We start from the raw sequence: 20,255 nt of genomic DNA, 5'->3' as shown, positions 1-20,255 counted from the left end.
GTGGTTCAGAAGGCGCGGGCGACGTAGACCGTGCGCGGCGGGTCGAAGTCGACCACCACTACAGGCGTGCCCACCTCGATCACCTCGTCGGCCGCGGGGTAAGCGTAGAAGGCCTCGGTGGCACCGCGGACCGGCAGCATCACCTCGCCGACGATTCCCGGTGCGATCCGGCCGATCACGCGTCCTCGCTTGCCAACCATGACGCCCCCTCCGACGCAGCCAGAACCACTTCAGTTCCTGCAGCCTAGCCGTCGCCGCGGACAGGTCCGGCCGCCGCGGCAGGGGGCCACGGCGGCCGGGGTGGAGGGGGTGGTCAGCCGCGGATCGCGCCCTCGGTGGCTCCCTTGATGAACTGCCGGGCGAAGACGATGAAGACGACCACCAGCGGCACCATCGCCATCAGCGCGCCGGTCATCACCATGCTGTAGTCGACGCCGTGGCTGCGGTTCAACTGCGACAGCGCCACCTGCAGGGTGAGGTGGTCCGGGTCGGTCAGCACGATCAGCGGCCACAGGTAGTCATTCCACGAGGCAACGAAGGTGAAGATGCCGAGGAACGCCAGCGCCGGCCGCGCCGACGGCAGCGCCACATGCCGATAGACGCCGAGGAAGCCGCACCCGTCCAGCGTGGCCGCCTCCACGAGTTCGTCGTGGATGGAGTTCTGGAAGTACTGCCGAAGCCAGAAGATCCCGAACGCGTTGGCCGCTCCCGGGATGATCAACGCCTTCAGCGACCCGACCCAGCCGAACGCGGCCATGGTCTGGAACTGCGGTACGGCGGCCAGTTGGGCGGGCAGCAGCATCGTCGCCAGCAGGATCACGAACAACGCATTGCGCCCCGGGAACCGGAACTTCGCGAACGTGAAGGCGGCGAGCGAGTCGAAGAACAGCACCAGCGCGGTGGTCGACACGGCCACGATCACGGTGTTGCCCATCGACTGGAAGAACGCCACGTTCGCCAGCACCTGCCGGACGTTGTCGTCGAACTGCGACCCGAAGCTGAACTTCGGCGGGAACCGGTAGATGTCGGCGGTCGTGTTGGTCGCCATCACCAGTGTCCAGAAGAACGGGAACAGGCAGACCAATCCGGCCACCGTCAGCAGGGAGTGCAGCACGATCCCGCGCCACTTCATGGCGTCCTCCTGCCGCGGAACAGCCGCCAGTTGATTGCCGTGAACAACAACACGAGCATGAAGATGCTGAGGGCAACAGCTGCGGCATAGCCGTAGTCGTTCGCGCCGAAGGCCTGGTTGTAGAAGTACATGACGACGGTGAGGCCGCTCTGGCCGGTGCCGCCGCTGTTACCGACCATCACCTGCGGTTCGGTGAAGGTCTGCAGCCCGCCGATGGTCGAGATGACGACCGTGAACAACACGACCGGCCGCAGTTGCGGCAGCGTGATCGAGAAGAACGTCCGGAACGGCCCAGCGCCGTCCACCTTCGCCGCCTCGTACTGCTCGGTCGGGATCGCCTGCAGGCCGGCCAGGTAGATGATCGTGTTGTAGCCGGTCCATTGCCACACGATCATCGTGGAGATCGCGATCTTGATGCCCCACGGTTGCCCGAGCCAGTCCTCGGTCGGCAGCCCGAGTGCCCGCAGCCCGGCGTTGACCAGCCCGAAGTTCGTACTGAACACCGCGGCGAAGAAGATCGCGGTCGCCACCAGCGAGGTGATGTTCGGGATGAAGTACGCGATCCGGTAGACGCCCTTGAACCGCACCGCCGAGTGCAGCATCACCGCCAGCACCAGGGCCAGGCACAACGTCGGCGCGGTCGACATGACGAACAGCACGATCGTGTTCCACAGCGACAACCAGAACGTGCTGTCCTGGACCAGGAACCGGAAGTTCTGCAGCCCCACCAGCTGCCGCGGGCCGAGCCCGTCCCACTTCTGGAAGGCCAGCAGGATGGTGGACGCGACCGGGTAGAGCCCGAACACCGCGAACAGGACGTAGAACGGCGACAGCGCGAGGTAGAACCGCCAGTACGACCAGACGGACCGCCTGCGCGCCTGCTTCGGCGTACTGGCTCGGGCCTTGGGTGGGGTCGCCGTGAGCGTCACTGCACGCCCTGACGCTTGCCGATCTGCTTCGCCTGCGAGACCGCGTCCTTCCAGGCCGCGTCCGAGGACTTGCTGCCCGACTGAACGGTCTTGAGAGCAGTCGCGTACGGCGCGCCGACCGCGGCGTCGAGGGGCGCCTCGTAGGCGATCGGGATGTTCTTCGCGGCCGGGCCGAACACGTCGATCGGCACCTGCCCGCCGAAGAAGGGGTCGGCCGCCTTCAGTTGCGGCTTGTCGTAGGCGGCCGGCGTGGCCGGGAAGATCTGCGCGTCGGCGAAGGCCTTCGCCTCGTTGTCAGCGCTGAGCATGTACTTGATCACCTCGAAGGCGGCGGCCGGGTCCGCGGCGTTCCTGGTGATGGTGAGGAACGAGCCGCCGAAGTTCGCCGGGCCGCTGGGCGTCGGGGCGAGTTTCCACTTGCCGGTGCTGGTCTTGCAGGCCGCCTTCACGTCGAGCGCCACCCACGCGGCGCCGGTGAGGGCGGGCACCGTGCCCTGGTCGAGCCCCGCGTTCCAGTCCGGCGTACCGCCGAGGGTCTTCGCGTCGACCTTGGTGCTGATCGCCTTGACCGCGAGGTCCCAGGCCCGGCGAATATGGTCCTGGTCGCCGATGAACTTGTTGTCCTTGTCGATGTAGCGATCGGTGCCCTGGTTGACGATCAGGCCGTACATGTCGGTCGCGTCGGAGACGATCAGCGCCTTCGGGTTCGCCTTCTTCAGTTCCAGCCCGGCGGCGAGGAAGTCCTCCCAGGTCTTCAGCTGGTCCGCGACCTTCGCCGGGTCGCCCGGCAGTCCGCCGGCGGTGAAGATGTCCTCGCGGTAGTAGAGCGCGGTCGGGCCGATGTCGATCGGGATCCCGATCACCTTGCCGTCCAGGGTGGTGGCCTGCTTGACCTTCCACTCCAGGTAGTCGCCCAGGATCGAGTCCGCGCCGACCGTCTTCAGATCCACGAACCGGTTCGCCTGGGGCAGGATCGAGGCGATGTCCTCGCCTTTCACACCGGTGATGTCGGGGATCGAGGTACCGCCGTTGAAGGTGGTCAGCAGCTTCTGCTTGAAGTCGCCGCCGATCTCGGAGTACTTGAGGTGCTGGTCGGGGAAATGCGCGATGGTGTCGTCGAGCACGGTCTTGCCCAGGCCGCCCGGCCAGCACCACAAGGCGATGTTGCCGGTCGCGTTCTTCTTGGTGGATCCGGTGTCCATGCTGGACGAGCAGCCGGCGACGGTGCTGCCGAGCATGGCGGCGAAGCCCCCGGCGATCAGCGTGCGACGTGAGAGCTCCATGTTGTCTACCTTCCTAGGTTCGCGCGCACCAGCGCGCCGATTGCCCCGTCTGACGAATTGCGGTGGTGCCACGCTGCGATCTCTGCCCAGGTCGGCGCCGCGTCGGCACCGCCCAGGCGGGTCACTGAGAGGGCCGCGACCAGCGAGGCGAACCGCACCCGCTCAGTCAGCGACAGCTCCCACAAGGTGGCGGCGATGAACCCGGCGGCGAAGACGTCGCCTGCGCCGGTGGTGTCCACGGCTTTGACTGGGAAGGCCGGTACTGCGAGCTGTTCGCCGGAGCGCGCGTCGATCGCCAGTGCGCCGTTCGAGCCGTCCGACACGACAACCACCGGGACTCTCTCGGCGAGGCGGTGCAGCGCCTCGGCCGGTGTCGTCGTCCTGGTGTAGGCCATCGCCTCGCCGGCGTTCGGCAGGAAGACGTCACAGTGCTCGAGTTGGTCGAGAACTCCGGGGTCCCACTGCTCCGAGGGGTCCCAGCCCACGTCAGCGAAGACGAGACTTCCCGCGGCTTTCGCCTTGGCCAGCCAGTCGTTCGGCCAGGGACCGATGTGCGCGGCAACGGCCTTCGCTATCGGCGGGGTGGTCAACAGTTCGTCCGCGCTGAGCGGGGGAGTGGTGCCCCGGGTCACCAGAGCACGGTCGTTGTCATAGGCAAGGGCCACCGTGACCGGGGTCGGCCAGCCCGCGACCTTGCGGGAGTGGGTCAGGTCGATGCCCTCGACGGTCTCGAGCTGCTGCCAACTCCGGTTGCCGAGGTCGTCGTCACCGAAGGTCGCCACCAGGCCGGTCCGCAGGCCGAGCCGGGCGAGCGCGACGGCGAAGTTCGCGATGCCGCCCGGACTTTCGGCCGAGTCGTCGGCCCAGACCTCCGTCCCGGGTCGGGGCGGAGTGGGCAGGCCGAGGACGAGGTCGTGAAACACCAGGCCGGACACAACCACGTCCAGCTGCTCGCTCATCGTCAGCACACTCCTGCAGGGTCGATCAAATTCGTGCAGTCAGTGTGGATCGTTCGAGCAAACTACGCAATACCTCTGCAAAATCTTGCGCGAGTCTGACGGAGTTTGCATGGTACGGTCTGTCCGTGTTGCCAAAGCAACGGCAGGATCAGATCGTGCGCGCGCTCCGGGCCGACGGGGCCGGGGGTGTGAAGGTGCTGGCCGCCCAACTGGGGGTCAGCGAGGCGACGATCCGGCGCGACCTCGAGCAGTTGCACGAGCAGGGCCGGTTGACCCGGGTCTACGGCGGCGCGCTCGCGGTCGACGGTGGGGATGAACCTTTCAGCGAGGTGAGCGCAGTACGGGCCGATGAGAAGGACAAGATCGCTCGGCATGCGGCCTCCCTGGTCAGCGACGGGCAGTCGGTACTCCTCGACATCGGGACGACCGCACTGCGGTTGGCCTACCACCTGCACGGCCGGTCGCTGACGGTGGTGACGAGCAACCTCGCGGTCCTCGAGGAGTTGCAGAACGACGAGCAGATCGAGCTGATCATCCTGGGCGGCTTCGTCCGGCGTAGTTATCGCTCGCTGGTCGGGTACCTGACCGAGGAGAGCCTGCGCCAGATCCACGTCGACTGGCTGTTCCTCGGGACCAGCGGAGTGCGCCCGGACGGCCGGGTGATGGACAGCACGATGATCGAAGTACCGGTGAAGCGGGCGATGATCAAGGCCGCCGACCGGGTGGTGTTGCTGGCCGACGCGACGAAGTTCCCGGGCCACGGCGTGGCCAAGGTGTGCGAGCCGTCCGAGCTCTCGATGGTGGTGACCGAGCCCGGCGCCGACGAGGCGACCCGGGCCCAACTGGTGGAGGCAGGGGTGCAGGTGGTGCTCGCGTGAGACTGGCCATCCTCGGCGGCGGTGGGTTCCGCGTGCCGCTCGTCTATCAGGCCTTGCTGTCCGATCGCGGCGAAGGCCGGATCACCTCGGTCGTGCTCTACGACACCGACCGCTCCCGGCTGGCGTCCATCGGCTCCGTACTACGGCAGCAAGCCGCGGCGGCGTCGGCCTCGGCGGCGGCCTCGGCCTCGGCGGCGGGCTCGGGCTCGGGTGCTGCTCCGGTCGTGACCGAGACGACGGATCTCGACGAGGCGTTGCGGGGCGCGGATTTCGTCTTCTCCGCGATCCGGGTCGGCGGACTCCAGGGGCGCACGATCGACGAACGCGTCGCGCTCGACCTCGGCGTACTGGGGCAGGAGACGGTCGGTGCGGGCGGCATCGCCTATGGGTTGCGGACGTTGCCCGTGGCTGTCGGGATCGCGCAGCGAGTGGCCGAGCTGGCTCCGGAGGCGTGGGTCATCAACTTCACGAATCCCGCCGGGATGGTGACGGAGGCGATGATCCCGTATCTGGGTGACCGGGTGATCGGGATCTGCGACTCGCCTTCCGGGCTCGGCCGCCGGGCGGCGTTGGCTCTTGGGCTGGATCCCTCGCAGGTGGTCTACGACTATGCCGGACTGAACCACCTCGGTTGGTTGCGGCGGCTGGAGTCGGGTGGTGTCGACCACCTGCCGGCGTTGCTGGCGGACCCCGCGGCGCTGGGCGACTTCGAGGAAGGCCGCCTGTTCGGGGTCGAGTGGTTGCGATCGCTGGGGTCCATTCCCAACGAGTACCTGCACTACTACTACTTCGCGCGGGAGACGCTGGCGGCGGTTCAGTCGGTGGAGCAGACCCGCGGGACCTTCTTGTTGGAGCAGCAGTCCGCGTTCTATGCGGACACCGCCCGCCAGCCGTCGAACGCGCTGGAGCTGTGGCAGAAGACCCGGGCCGAGCGCGAATCGACGTACATGGTCGAGAGCCGAGCCGTCGCCGACGCGGGGGAGCGGGACGAGCGGGACATGTCGGCCGGCGGGTATGAGCAGGTCGCGCTGTCGCTGATGCGGGCGATCGCGCACAACGAGCGGGCGTCGCTGATCCTGAACGTCCGCAACCGAGGCACCCTGCGACACCTGGATGACGACGCGGTGGTCGAGATTCCGTGCACGGTCGACGCCAACGGTGCTCGCCCGGTGACGGTGTCGCAGTTCACCGACCACCAGGCAGGGTTGGTGTGCTCGGTGAAGGCCGTCGAGCGGTCGACCATCGAGGCGGCCGCCACCGGGTCCCGCTCCGCCGCGATCCGGGCGTTTGCCTGGCATCCACTGGTGGACTCGGTCACCGCGGCGCACCAACTCCTGGACAGCTACGTCGACCAACTGCCCGAGCTGGCGGCGTTCCGCTCCTAGATCGTCCCGACCCGCGGCCCTCCGGTGCTCCGGGTCGGGCCCGCCGCGGTCGCGAGGGCAGGATTGGTTCAGGCTGGGTGGATCTGGCAGAATAGCGGGCTGAGTCCGTCTGGATCGCGTGCAGCCCTCTAACTCCACGTCCCTTTCGGCCCATCCGAGTGGTCACTCGTTGTCCCCACGACGCCGGTGCGCTGCTCAACCAGACATGAAATCCCGAGGGAGACCCCACAAACGTGGCAGTCAAGATCCGTTTGAAGCGCATCGGCAAGAAGCGTGCGCCGCACTACCGCATCGTCGTGATGGACGCCCGCACCAAGCGTGACGGCCGCGCCATCGAGGAGATCGGCAAGTACAACCCGAAGACCGAGCCGTCGTTCATCCACGTCGAGTCGGAGCGGGCGCAGTACTGGCTGGGCGTCGGCGCGCAGCCGACCGAGGCCGTCGAGGCGATCTTCAAGGCCAGCGGTGACTGGCAGAAGTTCAAGGGCCTGGAGGCCCCGGCGCCGCTGCGGGTCAAGGAGCCGAAGCGCGACAAGCAGGAGATCTTCAACGAGGCCCTCGCCGAGGCGCACGGCACCGTGAAGACCGACGCGGTCACCACCAAGAAGACCACGGCCAAGAAGGCTGAGCCGAAGGCCGAGAAGAAGGCCGAGGCCGCTCCGGCTGCTGAGGCCCCGGCTGCCGAGCCTGCAGCTGTCGAGCCTGCAGCTGTCGAGGCTCCGGCTGCTGAGGCTGCTGCCGAGGCGCCGGCCGCGGACGCCGCTGAGGCCCCGGCCGCCGACGACGCCAAGGCCTGACCATGATGGAGACCGAGGCGCTCGAGCACCTGGTCCGAGGCATCGTGGACAACCCTGACGACGTCAGCGTCCGGTCCCGCAACCTGCGGCGCGGGCGCACCCTCGAGGTGCATGTGCACCCCGACGACATCGGCAAGGTGATCGGCCGCAACGGCCGGACGGCGACCGCGATCCGCACGGTGGTCGGGGCGCTCAGCTCCGAGCCGTCGGTCCGGATCGACTTCGTCGACGAGCTCAACCGGCGCCCGCGCCGCTGACCTCGCAGCAACTCCCTGGAGGGCCGCACCCACACCGGGTGCGGCCCTTCGGCTGTCTTGGATCAGACTGAGCAAGACCCGGCGCCGAGCGGAGCCGTGGGCCGGTCGAGACTGGCCGGAGCGTCCAGTGAGACTGGACGGAATGCGCTGACAAGGTGGACACCTTGCCGGCGTGTCGGCAAGGTGAGCAGGCAATGGAACGAGCAGGAGGAACTGCGGTGCTGGTGATCGTCGGCCGGATCGGTCGGGCCCATGGGATCAAGGGCGAGGTCGGCCTGGTGGTCCGTACGGACGAGCCGGATCGCCGGTTCGCCGACGGTGCGAAGCTCGTCACCACCGAGAAATCGCCGAGGACCCTCACGATCGCGGCCAGCCGTTGGCACAGCGGGCGGTTGCTGGTGAAGTTCGCCGAATCGCCGGACCGGACCACCGCGGAACTGTTGCGCAACCTCGAGCTGCAGGCCGAGATCGGCGAGGACGAGCGCCCGGAGGACCCGGAGGAGTTCTACGACCGCGAACTGATCGGGCTCTCCGTGCGGACGACCCACGGGGTCGAGGCCGGCGAGGTGATCGACGTGGTGCACCTGCCTTCGCAGGACCTGCTGGAGATCCGCCGCCCGGCCGGAAACGCGGTACTGGTGCCGCTCGTCGAGGAGCTGGTTCCGGAGATCGACCTGGGCGGCGGATACGTCGTGGTCGCCGATCGCCCCGGTCTGCTTGACCCAGAAGGCGCCGAGGTGGTCCCGACCGACCCCGCAGGCGAGGCGGACGTGCCGGCCGAGCGAACCCCGGGGGCCGAGGAGGACGCGGTGGCCGAGGGAGGCGCGGTGGCCGAGGGAGGCGCGCCGGCCGAGGGTAACGTCGGAGCCGAGGGGAACGTCGGAGCCGAGGGAGACGCGGGGACCGAGGAGAACCGGCAGGCCGAACCGGCTCAGGGGGATGTCGGGCGATGAGGCTCGATGTCGTCTCGATCTTTCCGGAATACCTGGCCGCGCTGGACCTGAGCCTGGTCGGCAAGGCGGCCAAGAGCGGCCTGCTGGATGTGCATCTGCACGACCTGCGCGAGTGGACATACGACCGGCACCGGACCGTGGACGACACCCCTTATGGCGGTGGTGCGGGGATGGTGATGAAGCCCGACCCGTGGGGTGAGGCCCTTGATGCGGTGGCTCCCGCGGCCGGGCCGTCGCAGCCTCGGCTGATCGTGCCGACGCCTGCAGGCCGGCCGTTCACGCAGGAGTTGGCTTACGAGCTTGCTGACGAGCCTTGGCTGGCCTTCGCCTGCGGTCGGTATGAGGGGATCGACGCGCGGGTCGCTGCCCATGCTGCTGAGCGGATGCGGGTGGATGAGATCTCCGTCGGGGACTACGTGCTCAACGGTGGCGAGGTCGCCGTGCTGGTGATCGTGGAGGCCGTGGCCCGACTGTTGCCCGGGGTGATCGGCAACCCGGCATCCCTGGCCGAGGAGTCCCACTCGGGCGACGGTCTGCTGGAGTACCCGGTGTACACGAAACCCCCGTCCTGGCGCGGACACGACGTACCGGACGTCCTGTTGTCAGGCAACCACAAGCTGGTGGCCGAGTGGCGACACGACGAGTCCGTACGCCGTACTGCCGAGCGTCGGCCGGATCTCCTGGCTGCCTGGGGGGCTGCCGTGGGCCACAAGGCTGATGAGGTGGAACCCAAGGAGGATGCTGCCTTGCTGGTGAAGGTGCTGCCGACCACCGAGGCTGATGCGGGGGAACTGCTCACTCTCCAGCGTGCGGCATACCTCTCGGAGGCCCAGGCCTACGACGACTTCAGCATCCCGCCACTGCAGGAGCCGCTGGAGGGTGTTGTCGAGCGGATCGCGCAGGGAGTCGTCTGGAAGGCCGTGGCCGGTACCAGGATCGTCGGGTCGGTCCACCTCGCCGTGGAAGGTTCGCTGGGCCGGATCAACCGCCTGATGGTGGCGCCGGACTGGCAGGCCCGCGGTGTCGGGTCGAAGCTGCTGCGGGTCGCCGAACAGACCGCGCCCGCCGAGGTCACGTCGTACGAGTTGTTCACGGGTGCGGAGAGTGAGCGCAACCTCCAGCTCTACCGCAACGCCGGTTACCGTGAGATCAGGCGGGAACCACAGACGGCGAAGGTCGAGCTGGTCCTGCTGGCCAAGCGGCGCCGGCGACGCTGAATCTTGCGCGCAGGTGGCTGATTTCGTTGCTACTCGCGCATATGGCAAACTTGGTCGCTGTTGCCGTTCGGTGCTCCTGCCACAGGGGGTGACCACCGCATGACAGCATCTTTCGACTCTCACCACCGACCATTCGTGGGTGACCTGTGGCACGCGCGAGGAAGAGACACCTGATGAGCAACATCCTGAACGAGCTCGACAACGCGAGCAAGCGCGACGACATCCCCGCCTTCCGGCCCGGTGACACCGTGAAGGTGCACGTCAAGGTCGTCGAGGGCAACCGGTCCCGCGTCCAGGTGTTCCAGGGTGTCGTGATCCGGCGCCAGGGTGGTGGCCTGCAGGAGACCTTCACGGTCCGCAAGGTCAGCTTCGGTGTCGGTGTCGAGCGGACCTTCCCGCTGCACACCCCGATCGTCGACAAGGTCGAGATCGTCACCCGCGGCGACGTGCGCCGCGCCAAGCTGTACTACCTGCGCGAGCTGCGCGGCAAGGCAGCCAAGATCAAGGAGAAGCGGGACATCCCGGCCTCCTGATCGTCTAGCGACGACGGTCAAGTATGGCGCCGAGCACTGCGACTCGCGCTCGCCCGGTAGCCAGGAGGGCACGTCGCAGCAAAGGACGTCACCGTAGGCTCAAGCAGCGGAATCCGCTGCTGAGCCTGCTCGTGGAGATGACCACCGTGACGGTGCTCGCGTTGGTCATCACGGTCGTCTTGCGGCTCTTCGTGGCCGAGGCGTTCTACGTGCCCTCGGAGTCGATGTACGACACGCTCACGACGAACGACCGGATCCTGGCCGAGAAGGTCAGTTATCTGCACCGTGACGTCCAGCGCGGCGACATCATCGTCTTCAAGGACCCCGGCAACTGGCTGAACGAGGAGCAGAAGCAGCCTGGCACGCTGCGCCAGATCGGTGAGTTCGTCGGTATCCTGCCGCGCAGCGGGGAGGGTCACCTGGTCAAGCGGGTGATCGGCATCGCCGGCGACCGGGTGATCTGCTGCGACCGGTCCGGCCGGATCATGGTGAACAAGATCCCGCTGGACGAGCAGGAGTATCTGCTCAAGGACGCGAAGCCGTCCCTGCAGCCCTTCGACGTGGTCGTTCCGCCCCGTTCGCTGTGGGTGATGGGTGACAACAGGGCCGAATCCGCCGACTCCCGTGCACACATGGGAGGCCCCGGTGGAGGGTTCGTGCCCGTCGACAACGTGGTTGGCCGTGCCTGTTGCGTAATCTGGCCGTCTGACCGGATGACGATGCTGCGTCCTCCGGAAACTTTCAAGAAGCCGGGGCTGAAGAAGTGACTGAGACACCGACAGCGACGAAGCAAAAACCCGCCCACCGCTCGGGCCTCGCAGCCGCCGCTCGCGAGTTCGTGCTGATCGTGGTCGGTGCTCTCATCGTCTCGTCGATCCTGCGGGCCTTCGTCGGCCAGATGTTCATCATCCCGAGCGAGTCGATGCAGAACACCCTGCTGGTCGGCGACCGCGTGGTGGTCGAGAAGCTCACCGACGTGCAGCGCGGTGACGTCGTCGTCTTCGAGGATCCGGGCGGCTGGCTGGGCGCGGAGGAGAGCGGCCAGAAGCGCGGCTCGATCGGCCGCTTCTTCGAGGTCGTCGGCCTGCTGCCGGACTCCAGCCACGGACACCTGATCAAGCGCCTGATCGGTATGCCGGGCGACAAGGTCGCCTGCTGCGACGCCAAGGGCCGGCTGACGGTGAACGGTCAGCCGCTGGACGAGACGAGCTACCTGTACCCCGGGGACGCGCCGTCGGCGATGGAGTTCCAGGTCACCGTGCCGGCCGGGAAGATCTTCGTGATGGGGGACCACCGGTCGGAGTCGGGCGACTCCCGCGTCCACCTGAGCGACACCGGCCCGGCTGGCGGCAGTCCCGGCGACGCCGCCTTCGTGCCCCTGGACAAGGTCACCGGACGCGCGATCCTGGTGGTGTGGCCGGCCAACAGATTCGCCAATCTCGGTGTACCGGACACCTTCAAATCGGTGCCCGCACCGGGACCTGCCCCGGACAAACCCTCGATCTCACTGACACCACCACCGAAGTGAGCGAGGTACCGGTGCGGAACGAGGCGCAACGGAGTCGCGGATGAGCGCCCTGCCACGGGGCAGCACCATCCGGCGGGATGCCGGACTGTACGGCTACGAGCGGGCCCTGCGTCGGGTCGGGCTGGATCCGATCGCAGGCGTCGACGAGGCGGGTCGCGGCCCCTGCGCGGGTCCGTTGGTCGCCGCCGCGGTGATCCTGCCGGACGGCAAGCGCGGCCAGGTCCCCGAGCTGGCGGACTCGAAGCTGCTGACCGCGAAGGCGCGGGACCGCTGCTATGACGAGATCCGCAACCGCGCGCTGGCCTGGTCCGTAGTGTCGATCGAGGCGGCCGAGTGCGACCGGCTCGGCATGCACGTCGCCAACGTCGAGGCGCTCCGCCGGGCGCTCTTCCGGCTCGACCTGCGCCCGCAGTACGTGCTGACCGACGGTTTCGGCGTCGACGGGCTCGGCGTACCGGGCCTCGCGATCTGGAAGGGAGACCGGGTGGCAGCGTGTATCGCCGCGGCCTCGGTGATCGCCAAGGTCACCCGGGACCGGATCATGCAGCACTGGCACGAGGTGTATCCGCAGTACGACTTCGCGGTTCACAAGGGCTACTGCACCCCCGAACACCAGGCCGCCCTGGACGAATACGGCCCGTGTCCACAACATCGACGGCGGTTCGAGAATGTCCGCCGCAGTCTGCGGCCCGATATGGGACAGACTGTGACCAGTCCCACCGGAGTGGAGAGCCGATGAGCGCTGACGACCTTGAGAAGTACGAGACCGATATGGAGCTACAGCTCTATCGGGAGTACAAGGACGTCGTCGGGATCTTCAAGTACGTCGTGGAGACCGAACGGCGCTTCTACCTGTGCAATGCGGTCGACCTGAAGGTCCGCACCGAGGGCGGTGACGTGTACTTCGAGGTGACCATGGCCGACGCCTGGGTCTGGGACGTCTACCGCTCCGCCCGCTTCGTGAAGAACGCCAAGGTGGTGACGTTCCGCGACGTCAACATCGAGGAACTGGCCAAATCCGACCTGGAAGTCCCCAAAGACTCCGACTTCGGCCGCTGACCGCGCCACCGCCCGAAGCCCCAGCCGCGAGCTGGGGCTTCTAGCTGTGGGCGTCAGAAGCGGCTTGTATTAGGCGCTGGGCCAGGTCGTGGGCGGCGGCGCGGAGCTCGGGCGGGGAGATGATGCGGTACGGCGCCTCGAGCGCGGTGAGGTGCCGCGCGTACCAGAATGGCTCGTCAGTGCTTCCGACCAGCCGCGTGCGGCCATTGTCAATCGGCTCGAGCCTGCCGAGGCTCCGCGGCAGCCATTGCCCGACGGCATCGAGCGGGGCGTCGACGACTACCTCCACGTGGTACCGCCAACCGGTGCTCATCTGCTCCTCGATCGCCGCGATCGGATCGAGGTCCTCGGGCCGGTCGAACTTCTCGTCGAGTAGGACGGCCGTGCTGACCCGGTCGACGCGGAACACCCGCCTGGCGTCGCTGGTGTGGGACCACGCCAGCAAGTACCACCGGCCGCGCCATACCGCCACGGCCCACGGGTCGACCTCCATCACGCGCTCCTCCCGCAGCCGATAGGTGATGCGCACCCGGCGCCCCGCCTCGCACGCCCGTACCAGAGTGGCGGTGGTCTCCGGATCGGGTGCCGCGGACACCAAACCGGTCTGGGCCGTGATCACCTGGCGGATCGCCGCGACCGAGTCCGCGATCGAGCTCGGCAGCAAGCGCGTGATCTTGCCGATCGCGCTGCCCACCGGATCGGCTGTATCAGCGGCGCCCCGCCGTCCCTCCAGCGCCGCCATCACGAGACCGAGCGCCTCGTCCGCCGACAACATCACCGGCGGAAGCCGGGTCCCGCGGCCGAGCCGATAGCCGCCGTACCGTCCCGTCGTGGACTCGATGGGGATGCCGGCCTCACGCAGCAACCCGACATACCGTCGGACGGCCCGGTCAGTGACGCCGAGCCTGCGGGCCAGCCGCTCGGCCGAGACGCCGGGATTGTCCTGGAGCACTTCCAGCGCCAGGAGCGCCCGCGCGGTCGGACTCAATGCCTCCATCACCCGAACCTCTTTCCCGGACGCATCCCGTCCGGGAACGACACTAGCGTGAACTACCCAGCCTCAAGCACTCTCTGGCACCACCACCACCGGCCGGTCGCGGTCGGCTGCCGGGACTTTCGTCGACTGGCGCCAAATGAAGCCGCTATCGGTCGAAGAACCCGGTAGTGGGTCTAGCGGTCGGCCGCGCTGCCGTGGGCACCGAACCAGGTTTGCTCGGTTAGGTGGCGTGGTGGCCGAGGGAGTGGCGGTGGTTCTCGGAGAGGCGCCAACCTGGGGCGACGTACTCGACCAGGTCGGCTTCGGCCAGGGTTTCCAGGCATTCCTGGACGGTTTCGGTGTCGAGGCCGGCGGTGGCGGCGATTCTTGAGGCCGGAGCAGGTCTGATGACGGGCACGGCGTCGAGGGTCCGGCGGACATCCGGGTCGAAGTGGTCGGTTGGTTCTGCTGGGGCGTGTGGGTAGGTCGTGAGGCGGTCACCGAGAGGCGAGATCGCTTCGACGACGTCTGCGACGCAGGTAGCGAGGATGGCATTGCGCTCGCGGACCAGCAGGTGAGCACCGGCGGACATCCGCGAGGTGATAGGCCCGGGCACGGCGAGAACTTCGCGACCGCACTGCTCGGCCCAGCCGGCCGTGTTCAGCGCGCCGCTGCGCACAGCTGCCTCGACGACGATGGTGCCGAGCGTGATGGCTGCGATCAGTCTGTTCCGAGCGAGGAAGCGCAACTTTGTCGGCGAACACCCAGGAGGCAACTCGCTGACGATCAGCCCTTCCTCAGCTATCCGGTCGAACAGTGCGGTGTTGGTCTTCGGATAGCTCACGTCGACGCCACAGGCAAGCACCGCGATGGTGATGCCGGCCCCTGCCAGCGCCCCACGATGGGCCGCCGCGTCGATCCCGTACGCCCCGCCCGACACCACGGTGACTCCGCTGTCACCGAGCCCGCCCGACAGCTCCGACGCCACGTGTTCGCCGTACGACGAACAAGCGCGAGAACCGACGACCGCAACCGATCGCTCGACGGCTTGGCGGAGATCAGCCTTGCCACGGACCCAGAGACCGAACGGCACACCGCCTCGACGACTGAGTCGACCGGCTTCGGCCAGTACCTCGATCTGCTCCGGCCACTCGTCGTCGCCGGGGATCACGAACCGCGCACCGGCTGATCGGGCTCGCTCAAGATCTGCTTCCGGGTCGACGCCGGCCAGTCTGGTCGACCATCGCTCCAGGCCGGGTCGCCCGCTTCGCAACCACTGCCAGGCTTCCGCTGCGGGCAGCATCCCGAACTTTTCGAGCGCCGCGTCATCGCCGGGCTCGATCACTCGCGACAACCCCGCGCGGGCGATCCTCTCGGCATCGTCGCCGGTCCCGTTCGACGAACCTCTGGCCGAACCGATGCGTCCGCCACCGTCCGCGGACCCGACCGCGGGCGAGGGCCCGGCATCCACGGCTGCGGGGGTGGACGAGAGATCGATGCCGTCGGCAATCTTCTGACGCTCGGTCTGATCGAGGAACTCGGTGGCTACCATGGCCGGTCGCTTTCTTTGGAGGTTTGGGCATCGTTGGTGGTGCTCAGCCGCAGCTCGCGATCTCGGATCGGGCGGGTGTCGTCGAGCGGCGTCAGCGCTGCTCCGCTGCGGAGCTGAAAGGCCTGATGTGTCAGCTCCCGGGTCGGGCCGGCGAGGCCCTCGAGATCGGCCAAAGTCCAAGCAAGCCTGGCCACGCGATCGAAGCCGCGTGCGGTGAGCACGCCGTCGGCGTAGTGCGATTCCAACGTCTTCTGACTGAGGTCATCCAGCGGATACTCACGGCGCAGGACCGGTCCGGGAACTTCACTGTTGAGGACCCAAGGCGTGTCTCGATAGCGGAACGCCTGCCGGTCCCGGGCCGCCGAAACCCTCGCTGCAACCTCAGCTGTGGACTCCGGCTTCTCGTCGTCTGTCAGGCCGCGGCTTGCCGGGAGGATCTGACGCTGGATGTCGATTCGATCCTTGATCGGCCCGCTGATCCGTTGCTGGTAGCGATTGAGGATCTGGGGTGTGCAGGTGCAGATCCCGTAAGGCGTGCCGGCCTGGCCACAAGGGCACGGATTGGCGGCCAGCACCAACAGGAACCTGGCTGGGAACTTGGCTACCGCCGCCGCGCGGTGCACCTCGATGAAGCCGGACTCGAGGGGTTGCCGCAAGGTGTCGAGCGTCAGCGGGTGCATCTCGGGTGCCTCGTCGATGAACAGGATCCCGCGGTGGGCACAGCTGATCGCTCCAGGGCGAGGCATTCCCGAGCCTCCACCGATCAGGCTCGGCAGGGACGCCGTGTGATGGGGCGCGATGAAGGGCGGACGCACCACGAGTTCCGCGTCGCTGGTGAGCAACCCGGCCAGCGAATGCACGGCTGACACCTCGAGCGAGTCGTCGGTGCTCAGGTCCGGCATCAACCCGGCCAACCTCTCGGCGAGCATCGTCTTGCCAGAGCCCGGCGGTCCGTGCAGATAGAGATGATGTCCGCCTGCGGCGGCTGCCTCGATGGCGCGGCGACCTTCGTGCTGCCCGAGGACGTCGTCGAGATCCACCTCCGGCAGGCGCGTGAGTGACTCGGAGACCAGCCGCGGTTCAGCACGTGGTGGGGTCTCGTCGGGGATCTCGTCGCCTCGGAGCAACGCGAGGACCTGGCGCAACGACCGCATGCCGTAGACCTCGATGCCCGGCACCAGCCGTGCTTCGCCCGCGTTCATCTCCGGCACGATGATTCGTTCGAAGCCGGAACGAGAAGCGGCCAGCGTCATGGCGAGCGCGCCACGGACCTCACGGATCCGGCCGTCCAGACCGAGCTCGCCGATCACCACCACCTCGCGCAGGTGCCGTCCGTCGACGACGCCGCCCGCGGCCAGAAGCGCGCAAGCAATCGCCACGTCGTAGTGCGACCCGGTCTTGGGCAGGGTCGCGGGCGACAAACCGATCGTCACCTTGCGGTCCGGGAACTTCTCCTGGCTGTTCGCGACTGCTGCGCGGACCCGATCTCGTGCCTCGTTCAGCGAGGCGTCCGGGAGGCCGATGAGGGTCGTCTTCGGCAGGCCCTGGGCGATATCCGCCTCGACCTCGACCAGGTGCCCTTCCAGGCCGACCAGCGCCACGGACCAGGCATGGGCCAGGGCCATCACGCCACGCCCTTGACGTGGTCGACAGTGGGTTGGACGCCGCGGGGGCAGAGGACGGCGATGATGTCGATGCGGACCTCTGGCGGACGGAGGTCGTGCTCGCGCAGCCAGCGGCCGAGCAGTTGGCGGAGGGTGGCGAGTTTGCGGTAGGTGATGGACTCGAGCGGGCTGCCGTAGTTCAGCCCGCGCCGCGTCTTGACCTCGCAGACGACCAGCGCGTTTCCGTCGCGGGCGACGATGTCGATCTCGCCCAGCTCGCACCGCCAGTTCCGCTCCAGAATCGCGAAACCGGCTTCCGCGAGGTACCTCGCGGCGAGATCCTCGCCGTACTGCCCGACTGCGTCCTTGGTGCGCATCGATGACCACCTCCGGCTAAGAACATGCCGGGATTGCCACCGATCTCAGGACCGACTTTCGAACCTGTGGAGAACTGATGTCCCGGCGGCGTTGGAGCATCGCCGCTGACGGGACATCAGGGGTTCAGGAGCGCATGTGTTTACCGCGGGTCGACTTCGGCGGCGTCCGGACCGCCCGGAGCTCACCGGTGTCGGACCCCGGCGAGGATGACGACCGGATCGCCTGCAGGCCGCCGGTGCCGGGGTCTGTGTCGCCGATCTCGAAGTCCCAGCTCTCCTCGTTGGCCAGCCGGCTGTGCCAGCGGCCGTAGAGACCGTAGATCGCCGCGCCGAGCAGCATCCAGACGCCGAACTTGGTCCAGGTGCTCGTCTTCAGGTTGAGCATCAGCCACAAGGTCGCGCCGAGCGACAGCAGTGGGATCAGCGGCACCATCGGGACGCGGAAACCGCGCTCGAGGTTCGGCTCCGTACGCCTGAGTGTCAGCACACCGACCGCACAGAAGGCGAAACAGAACAACGCGCCGATGACGAGCAGTTCCTCCAGCTCCAGCACCTTCGGGTACAGCGTCAGCACGACGGCTGCCAGGCCGGCCGTGGTGGCCGCGCGGGCGGGGGAGGAGTAGACCCGGCTGACCCGGCCGAGACTCTTCGGCAGCAGACCATCACGGCCCATGTTGAACAACACGCGGCTCTGTGCGATCAGGACCACCATGATCACCGTCGTCATCGCCAGGAGAGCACCCAGGTTGACCACCTTGGCCGCCCAGCCGGCTCCGACCGCATTCATCGCCTCGGACACCGGCGCCGCGCCACCCAGTTGCCCGTACGGGCGCATCCCGACCAGCACGACGGCCATGGCGACGTACAGGATCGTGACGGCGCCGACGCCGAGCAGCATGCCCTGCGGGACTGTCTTCCGCGGGTTGCGGGCGTCCTCGGAGGCGGTCGCGATCAGGTCGAAGCCGATGAAGGCGAACACGATCGAACTGGCCGCGGTGAAGATCCCCATCATGCCGAAGGAGCCGAACGACGAGTCGAGGATCCAGCCGAGGACAGTCGGGCTGGCGGCTGCCGGTGCGGCTCGCGACATCGGCACGAACGGGTGGTAGTTGGCCCAGTTGATGTGGGTGGCGCCGACGATCACGACCAGCAGGATGACGGCGACCTTGGCGAGCACGACGACCGTCAGGACACGGGTCGACAGCTTCGTGCCGGTGACGATCAGTGCGGTCATGATCAGCAGCAGCACCGGCGCGACCAGGTTGACCTTGGCGTCAGGGCCGAAGAACTGCGCCGCCCCGGCGGGCAGGCTGACACCGAACCCGTCGAGTGTCGCGAGGAAGTAGGCGGAGCAGACTCTGGCGACGATCGCGGCAGCCGTGACGAGTTCGAGCACCAGGGCCCAGCCGACCAGCCACGCCCACATCTCGCCGAACGTCACGTAGCTGAACGTGTACGCACTGCCCGAAACGGGAATGGTGGACGACAGTTCCGCGTAGCAAGCGGCCGCGAGCACGCAGACAACCGCCGCGACCAGGAACGACACGATCACGGCCGGCCCGGCGACATTGGCCGCCTGCTTGCCGCTGAGGCTGAAGATGCCGGACCCGATCATGACGCCGAGGCCGAGCACGACAAGATCGCGCCGGCCGAACAGGCGTGGCAGACGGTGCCGCGCGTCCTCGACTCGAGTGAACGCCGACTCGACCGGCAGGCGCCGGCCTACGGTCTGTCCGTTCGCTGAGGGGGCCATGGTCAGGGGTGCCTCCGTTGCTACTAGGGCAATCGGGCCGAACAGTAGTCGACCACTGGTCTACGGGCCAGACCTCCTTTGTCTCGACCTCCGCGCGGTGGCTTGCTCTGCCGGGGAGACTCCCGCATGGTCAAGACATGGCGCCGGACGATGTCAGCGGAAACCCTTCTCTGTCAGAAGGTTTCACTGTGTTACTGGCTGACTACGAAAGGCATCTGACGGCGGAGAGAGACCTCAGCAAACACTCGGTGCGAGCGTACCTCGGTGATGTGGCAGATTTAATCGAACATTTGACTCGGCTTGGTCACGATGATCTGAACGGCCTCGACATCCGCGCACTTCGGTCGTGGCTGGCCAAGCAGCAGAGCCTCGGCAAGGCGCGCAGCACGATGTCGCGCCGGGCGACCGCCGCGCGAGTCTTCACCGCCTGGGCGCAGCGGACCGGACGGATCGCGACCGACCCGGGTGCGCTGCTTGCCAGCCCCAAGCCGCACAAGACCCTGCCGGGCGTCCTCGGGCAGGCGGACACGCGAGCAGTCCTGGAAGCCGCAGCCGTGGGGGCCGACGACGGCAGCCCGGTCGGCCTGCGTGATCTCGCCATCATGGAGTTGCTCTATGCAACGGGTATCCGGGTCGGCGAACTCTGCGCGCTCGACATCGACGAGGTCGACCCGTCCCGCCGGGTGGTCCGCGTCTTCGGCAAGGGCCGCAAGGAACGATCGGTCCCGTACGGCGTACCGGCAGCCGCTGCGCTGGACACGTGGTTGCAGGTGGCGCGACCGGAGCTCGTCCAGCCGGGGAGCGGGCCGGCGTTGTTCCTCGGCGCGCGCGGCGGGCGGATCGACCAGCGAACGGTGCGGCGGCTCGTCCACGCGCGGATCGACGCGGTGGACGCCCCCGACCTGTCGCCGCACGGGCTGCGCCATACTGCCGCGACCCACCTGCTCGAAGGTGGTGCGGATCTTCGCAGCGTGCAGGAACTTCTCGGTCATGCCTCGCTGGCCACCACGCAGATCTACACGCATGTCTCGGGCGAACGACTGCGACGCGCCTACGAACAAGCCCATCCACGGGCCTGACCTC

22 protein-coding genes are annotated in these 20,255 nt (G+C 67.8%); 12 read left to right on the top strand and 10 right to left on the bottom strand.

Annotation, left to right across the window (positions count from 1 at the left end; all coding sequences use genetic code 11):
- Positions 1 to 5: 5 nt before the first annotated feature.
- The 5 genes from ABD210_RS02475 to ABD210_RS02455 form a co-directional block, all read right to left on the bottom strand.
- Positions 6 to 200 carry a hypothetical protein gene (locus ABD210_RS02475; protein ID WP_344108165.1) on the bottom strand — a complete coding sequence of 65 codons (195 nt, stop codon included), beginning with the start codon at positions 198 to 200 and terminating at the stop codon, positions 6 to 8.
- Between the two features lie 113 nt (positions 201 to 313).
- Positions 314 to 1,132, bottom strand: coding sequence for a carbohydrate ABC transporter permease (locus ABD210_RS02470; RefSeq protein ID WP_344108163.1), 819 nt, complete (start codon positions 1,130 to 1,132; stop codon positions 314 to 316).
- On the bottom strand, positions 1,129 to 2,061 hold the full coding sequence (locus ABD210_RS02465; protein ID WP_344108161.1) for a carbohydrate ABC transporter permease: 933 nt from the start codon (positions 2,059 to 2,061) through the stop codon (positions 1,129 to 1,131). Before ABD210_RS02465 ends, ABD210_RS02470 begins: the two co-directional genes overlap by 4 nt.
- Positions 2,058 to 3,344 carry an ABC transporter substrate-binding protein gene (locus ABD210_RS02460; protein ID WP_344108159.1) on the bottom strand — a complete coding sequence of 429 codons (1,287 nt, stop codon included), beginning with the start codon at positions 3,342 to 3,344 and terminating at the stop codon, positions 2,058 to 2,060. Before ABD210_RS02460 ends, ABD210_RS02465 begins: the two co-directional genes overlap by 4 nt.
- A gap of 5 nt (positions 3,345 to 3,349) precedes the next feature.
- Positions 3,350 to 4,303 (bottom strand): carbohydrate kinase family protein, encoded by a 954-nt coding sequence (locus tag ABD210_RS02455; RefSeq protein WP_344108157.1) that lies wholly within the window; start codon positions 4,301 to 4,303, stop codon positions 3,350 to 3,352.
- A gap of 125 nt (positions 4,304 to 4,428) precedes the next feature.
- On the opposite strand from ABD210_RS02455, the gene ABD210_RS02450 reads away from it, so the two are divergent.
- The 11 genes from ABD210_RS02450 (at position 4,429) to ABD210_RS02400 (ending at position 12,910) form a co-directional block, all read left to right on the top strand.
- Positions 4,429 to 5,181, top strand: coding sequence for a DeoR/GlpR family DNA-binding transcription regulator (locus ABD210_RS02450; protein ID WP_344108154.1), 753 nt, complete (start codon positions 4,429 to 4,431; stop codon positions 5,179 to 5,181).
- Positions 5,178 to 6,566 (top strand): 6-phospho-beta-glucosidase, encoded by a 1,389-nt coding sequence (locus ABD210_RS02445; protein WP_344108152.1) that lies wholly within the window; start codon positions 5,178 to 5,180, stop codon positions 6,564 to 6,566. Before ABD210_RS02450 ends, ABD210_RS02445 begins: the two co-directional genes overlap by 4 nt.
- A gap of 233 nt (positions 6,567 to 6,799) precedes the next feature.
- Entirely contained in the window at positions 6,800 to 7,363 is a 564-nt protein-coding gene (gene rpsP / locus ABD210_RS02440) for a 30S ribosomal protein S16 (RefSeq protein WP_344108149.1), read from the top strand.
- A gap of 5 nt (positions 7,364 to 7,368) precedes the next feature.
- Positions 7,369 to 7,620: an RNA-binding protein gene (locus ABD210_RS02435; protein WP_344108951.1), complete on the top strand. Its 252-nt coding sequence runs from the start codon at positions 7,369 to 7,371 to the stop codon at positions 7,618 to 7,620.
- Positions 7,621 to 7,814: 194 nt separating this feature from the next.
- Positions 7,815 to 8,573, top strand: a complete 759-nt coding sequence (rimM, locus tag ABD210_RS02430; RefSeq protein WP_344108147.1) for a ribosome maturation factor RimM — start codon at positions 7,815 to 7,817, stop codon at positions 8,571 to 8,573.
- Positions 8,570 to 9,790, top strand: a complete 1,221-nt coding sequence (gene trmD, locus ABD210_RS02425) for a tRNA (guanosine(37)-N1)-methyltransferase TrmD (RefSeq protein WP_344108145.1) — start codon at positions 8,570 to 8,572, stop codon at positions 9,788 to 9,790. Before rimM ends, trmD begins: the two co-directional genes overlap by 4 nt.
- A gap of 173 nt (positions 9,791 to 9,963) precedes the next feature.
- Positions 9,964 to 10,323 (top strand): 50S ribosomal protein L19, encoded by a 360-nt coding sequence (rplS, locus tag ABD210_RS02420; protein ID WP_344108143.1) that lies wholly within the window; start codon positions 9,964 to 9,966, stop codon positions 10,321 to 10,323.
- A gap of 137 nt (positions 10,324 to 10,460) precedes the next feature.
- On the top strand, positions 10,461 to 11,090 hold the full coding sequence (gene lepB, locus ABD210_RS02415; protein WP_344108141.1) for a signal peptidase I: 630 nt from the start codon (positions 10,461 to 10,463) through the stop codon (positions 11,088 to 11,090).
- On the top strand, positions 11,087 to 11,851 hold the full coding sequence (gene lepB / locus ABD210_RS02410; protein WP_344108139.1) for a signal peptidase I: 765 nt from the start codon (positions 11,087 to 11,089) through the stop codon (positions 11,849 to 11,851). The genes lepB (ABD210_RS02415) and lepB (ABD210_RS02410) overlap by 4 nt, the downstream gene beginning before the upstream one ends.
- Before the next feature lie 40 nt (positions 11,852 to 11,891).
- Positions 11,892 to 12,590, top strand: coding sequence for a ribonuclease HII (locus ABD210_RS02405; protein ID WP_344108137.1), 699 nt, complete (start codon positions 11,892 to 11,894; stop codon positions 12,588 to 12,590).
- The gene (locus ABD210_RS02400; RefSeq protein ID WP_012922325.1) at positions 12,587 to 12,910 is read left to right on the top strand and encodes a DUF2469 domain-containing protein; all 324 of its coding nucleotides are present in this window, start codon (positions 12,587 to 12,589) and stop codon (positions 12,908 to 12,910) included. The genes ABD210_RS02405 and ABD210_RS02400 overlap by 4 nt, the downstream gene beginning before the upstream one ends.
- 40 nt (positions 12,911 to 12,950) lie before the next feature.
- Here the strand turns inward: ABD210_RS02400 and ABD210_RS02395 are convergent, their stop codons facing one another.
- The 5 genes from ABD210_RS02395 to ABD210_RS02375 all read right to left on the bottom strand — a co-directional run bounded on the left by ABD210_RS02395 (position 12,951) and on the right by ABD210_RS02375 (position 19,172).
- The gene (locus tag ABD210_RS02395) at positions 12,951 to 13,907 is read right to left on the bottom strand and encodes a helix-turn-helix transcriptional regulator (RefSeq protein WP_344108135.1); all 957 of its coding nucleotides are present in this window, start codon (positions 13,905 to 13,907) and stop codon (positions 12,951 to 12,953) included.
- 220 nt (positions 13,908 to 14,127) lie between these two features.
- Entirely contained in the window at positions 14,128 to 15,438 is a 1,311-nt protein-coding gene (gene dprA / locus ABD210_RS02390; RefSeq protein WP_344108133.1) for a DNA-processing protein DprA, read from the bottom strand.
- Complete coding sequence (locus ABD210_RS02385; RefSeq protein ID WP_344108131.1) at positions 15,432 to 17,063, bottom strand: YifB family Mg chelatase-like AAA ATPase; 1,632 nt, start codon at positions 17,061 to 17,063, stop codon at positions 15,432 to 15,434. Before ABD210_RS02385 ends, dprA begins: the two co-directional genes overlap by 7 nt.
- Positions 17,063 to 17,419: a YraN family protein gene (locus tag ABD210_RS02380; protein WP_344108129.1), complete on the bottom strand. Its 357-nt coding sequence runs from the start codon at positions 17,417 to 17,419 to the stop codon at positions 17,063 to 17,065. The genes ABD210_RS02385 and ABD210_RS02380 overlap by 1 nt, the downstream gene beginning before the upstream one ends.
- A gap of 124 nt (positions 17,420 to 17,543) precedes the next feature.
- On the bottom strand, positions 17,544 to 19,172 hold the full coding sequence (locus ABD210_RS02375; RefSeq protein WP_344108127.1) for an APC family permease: 1,629 nt from the start codon (positions 19,170 to 19,172) through the stop codon (positions 17,544 to 17,546).
- 137 nt (positions 19,173 to 19,309) lie between these two features.
- Between ABD210_RS02375 and ABD210_RS02370 the strand changes: the two genes are divergently transcribed.
- The gene (locus ABD210_RS02370) at positions 19,310 to 20,251 is read left to right on the top strand and encodes a tyrosine recombinase XerC (protein ID WP_344108125.1); all 942 of its coding nucleotides are present in this window, start codon (positions 19,310 to 19,312) and stop codon (positions 20,249 to 20,251) included.
- The last annotated feature ends 4 nt before the right edge of the window (positions 20,252 to 20,255 follow it).

The sequence above is a fragment of the Kribbella alba genome (genome assembly GCF_039529635.1).
Taxonomy (GTDB): domain Bacteria; phylum Actinomycetota; class Actinomycetes; order Propionibacteriales; family Kribbellaceae; genus Kribbella; species Kribbella alba.
Note: the sequence above shows the minus strand (reverse complement) of the source record. Positions and strands in the feature narration are given on the sequence as shown.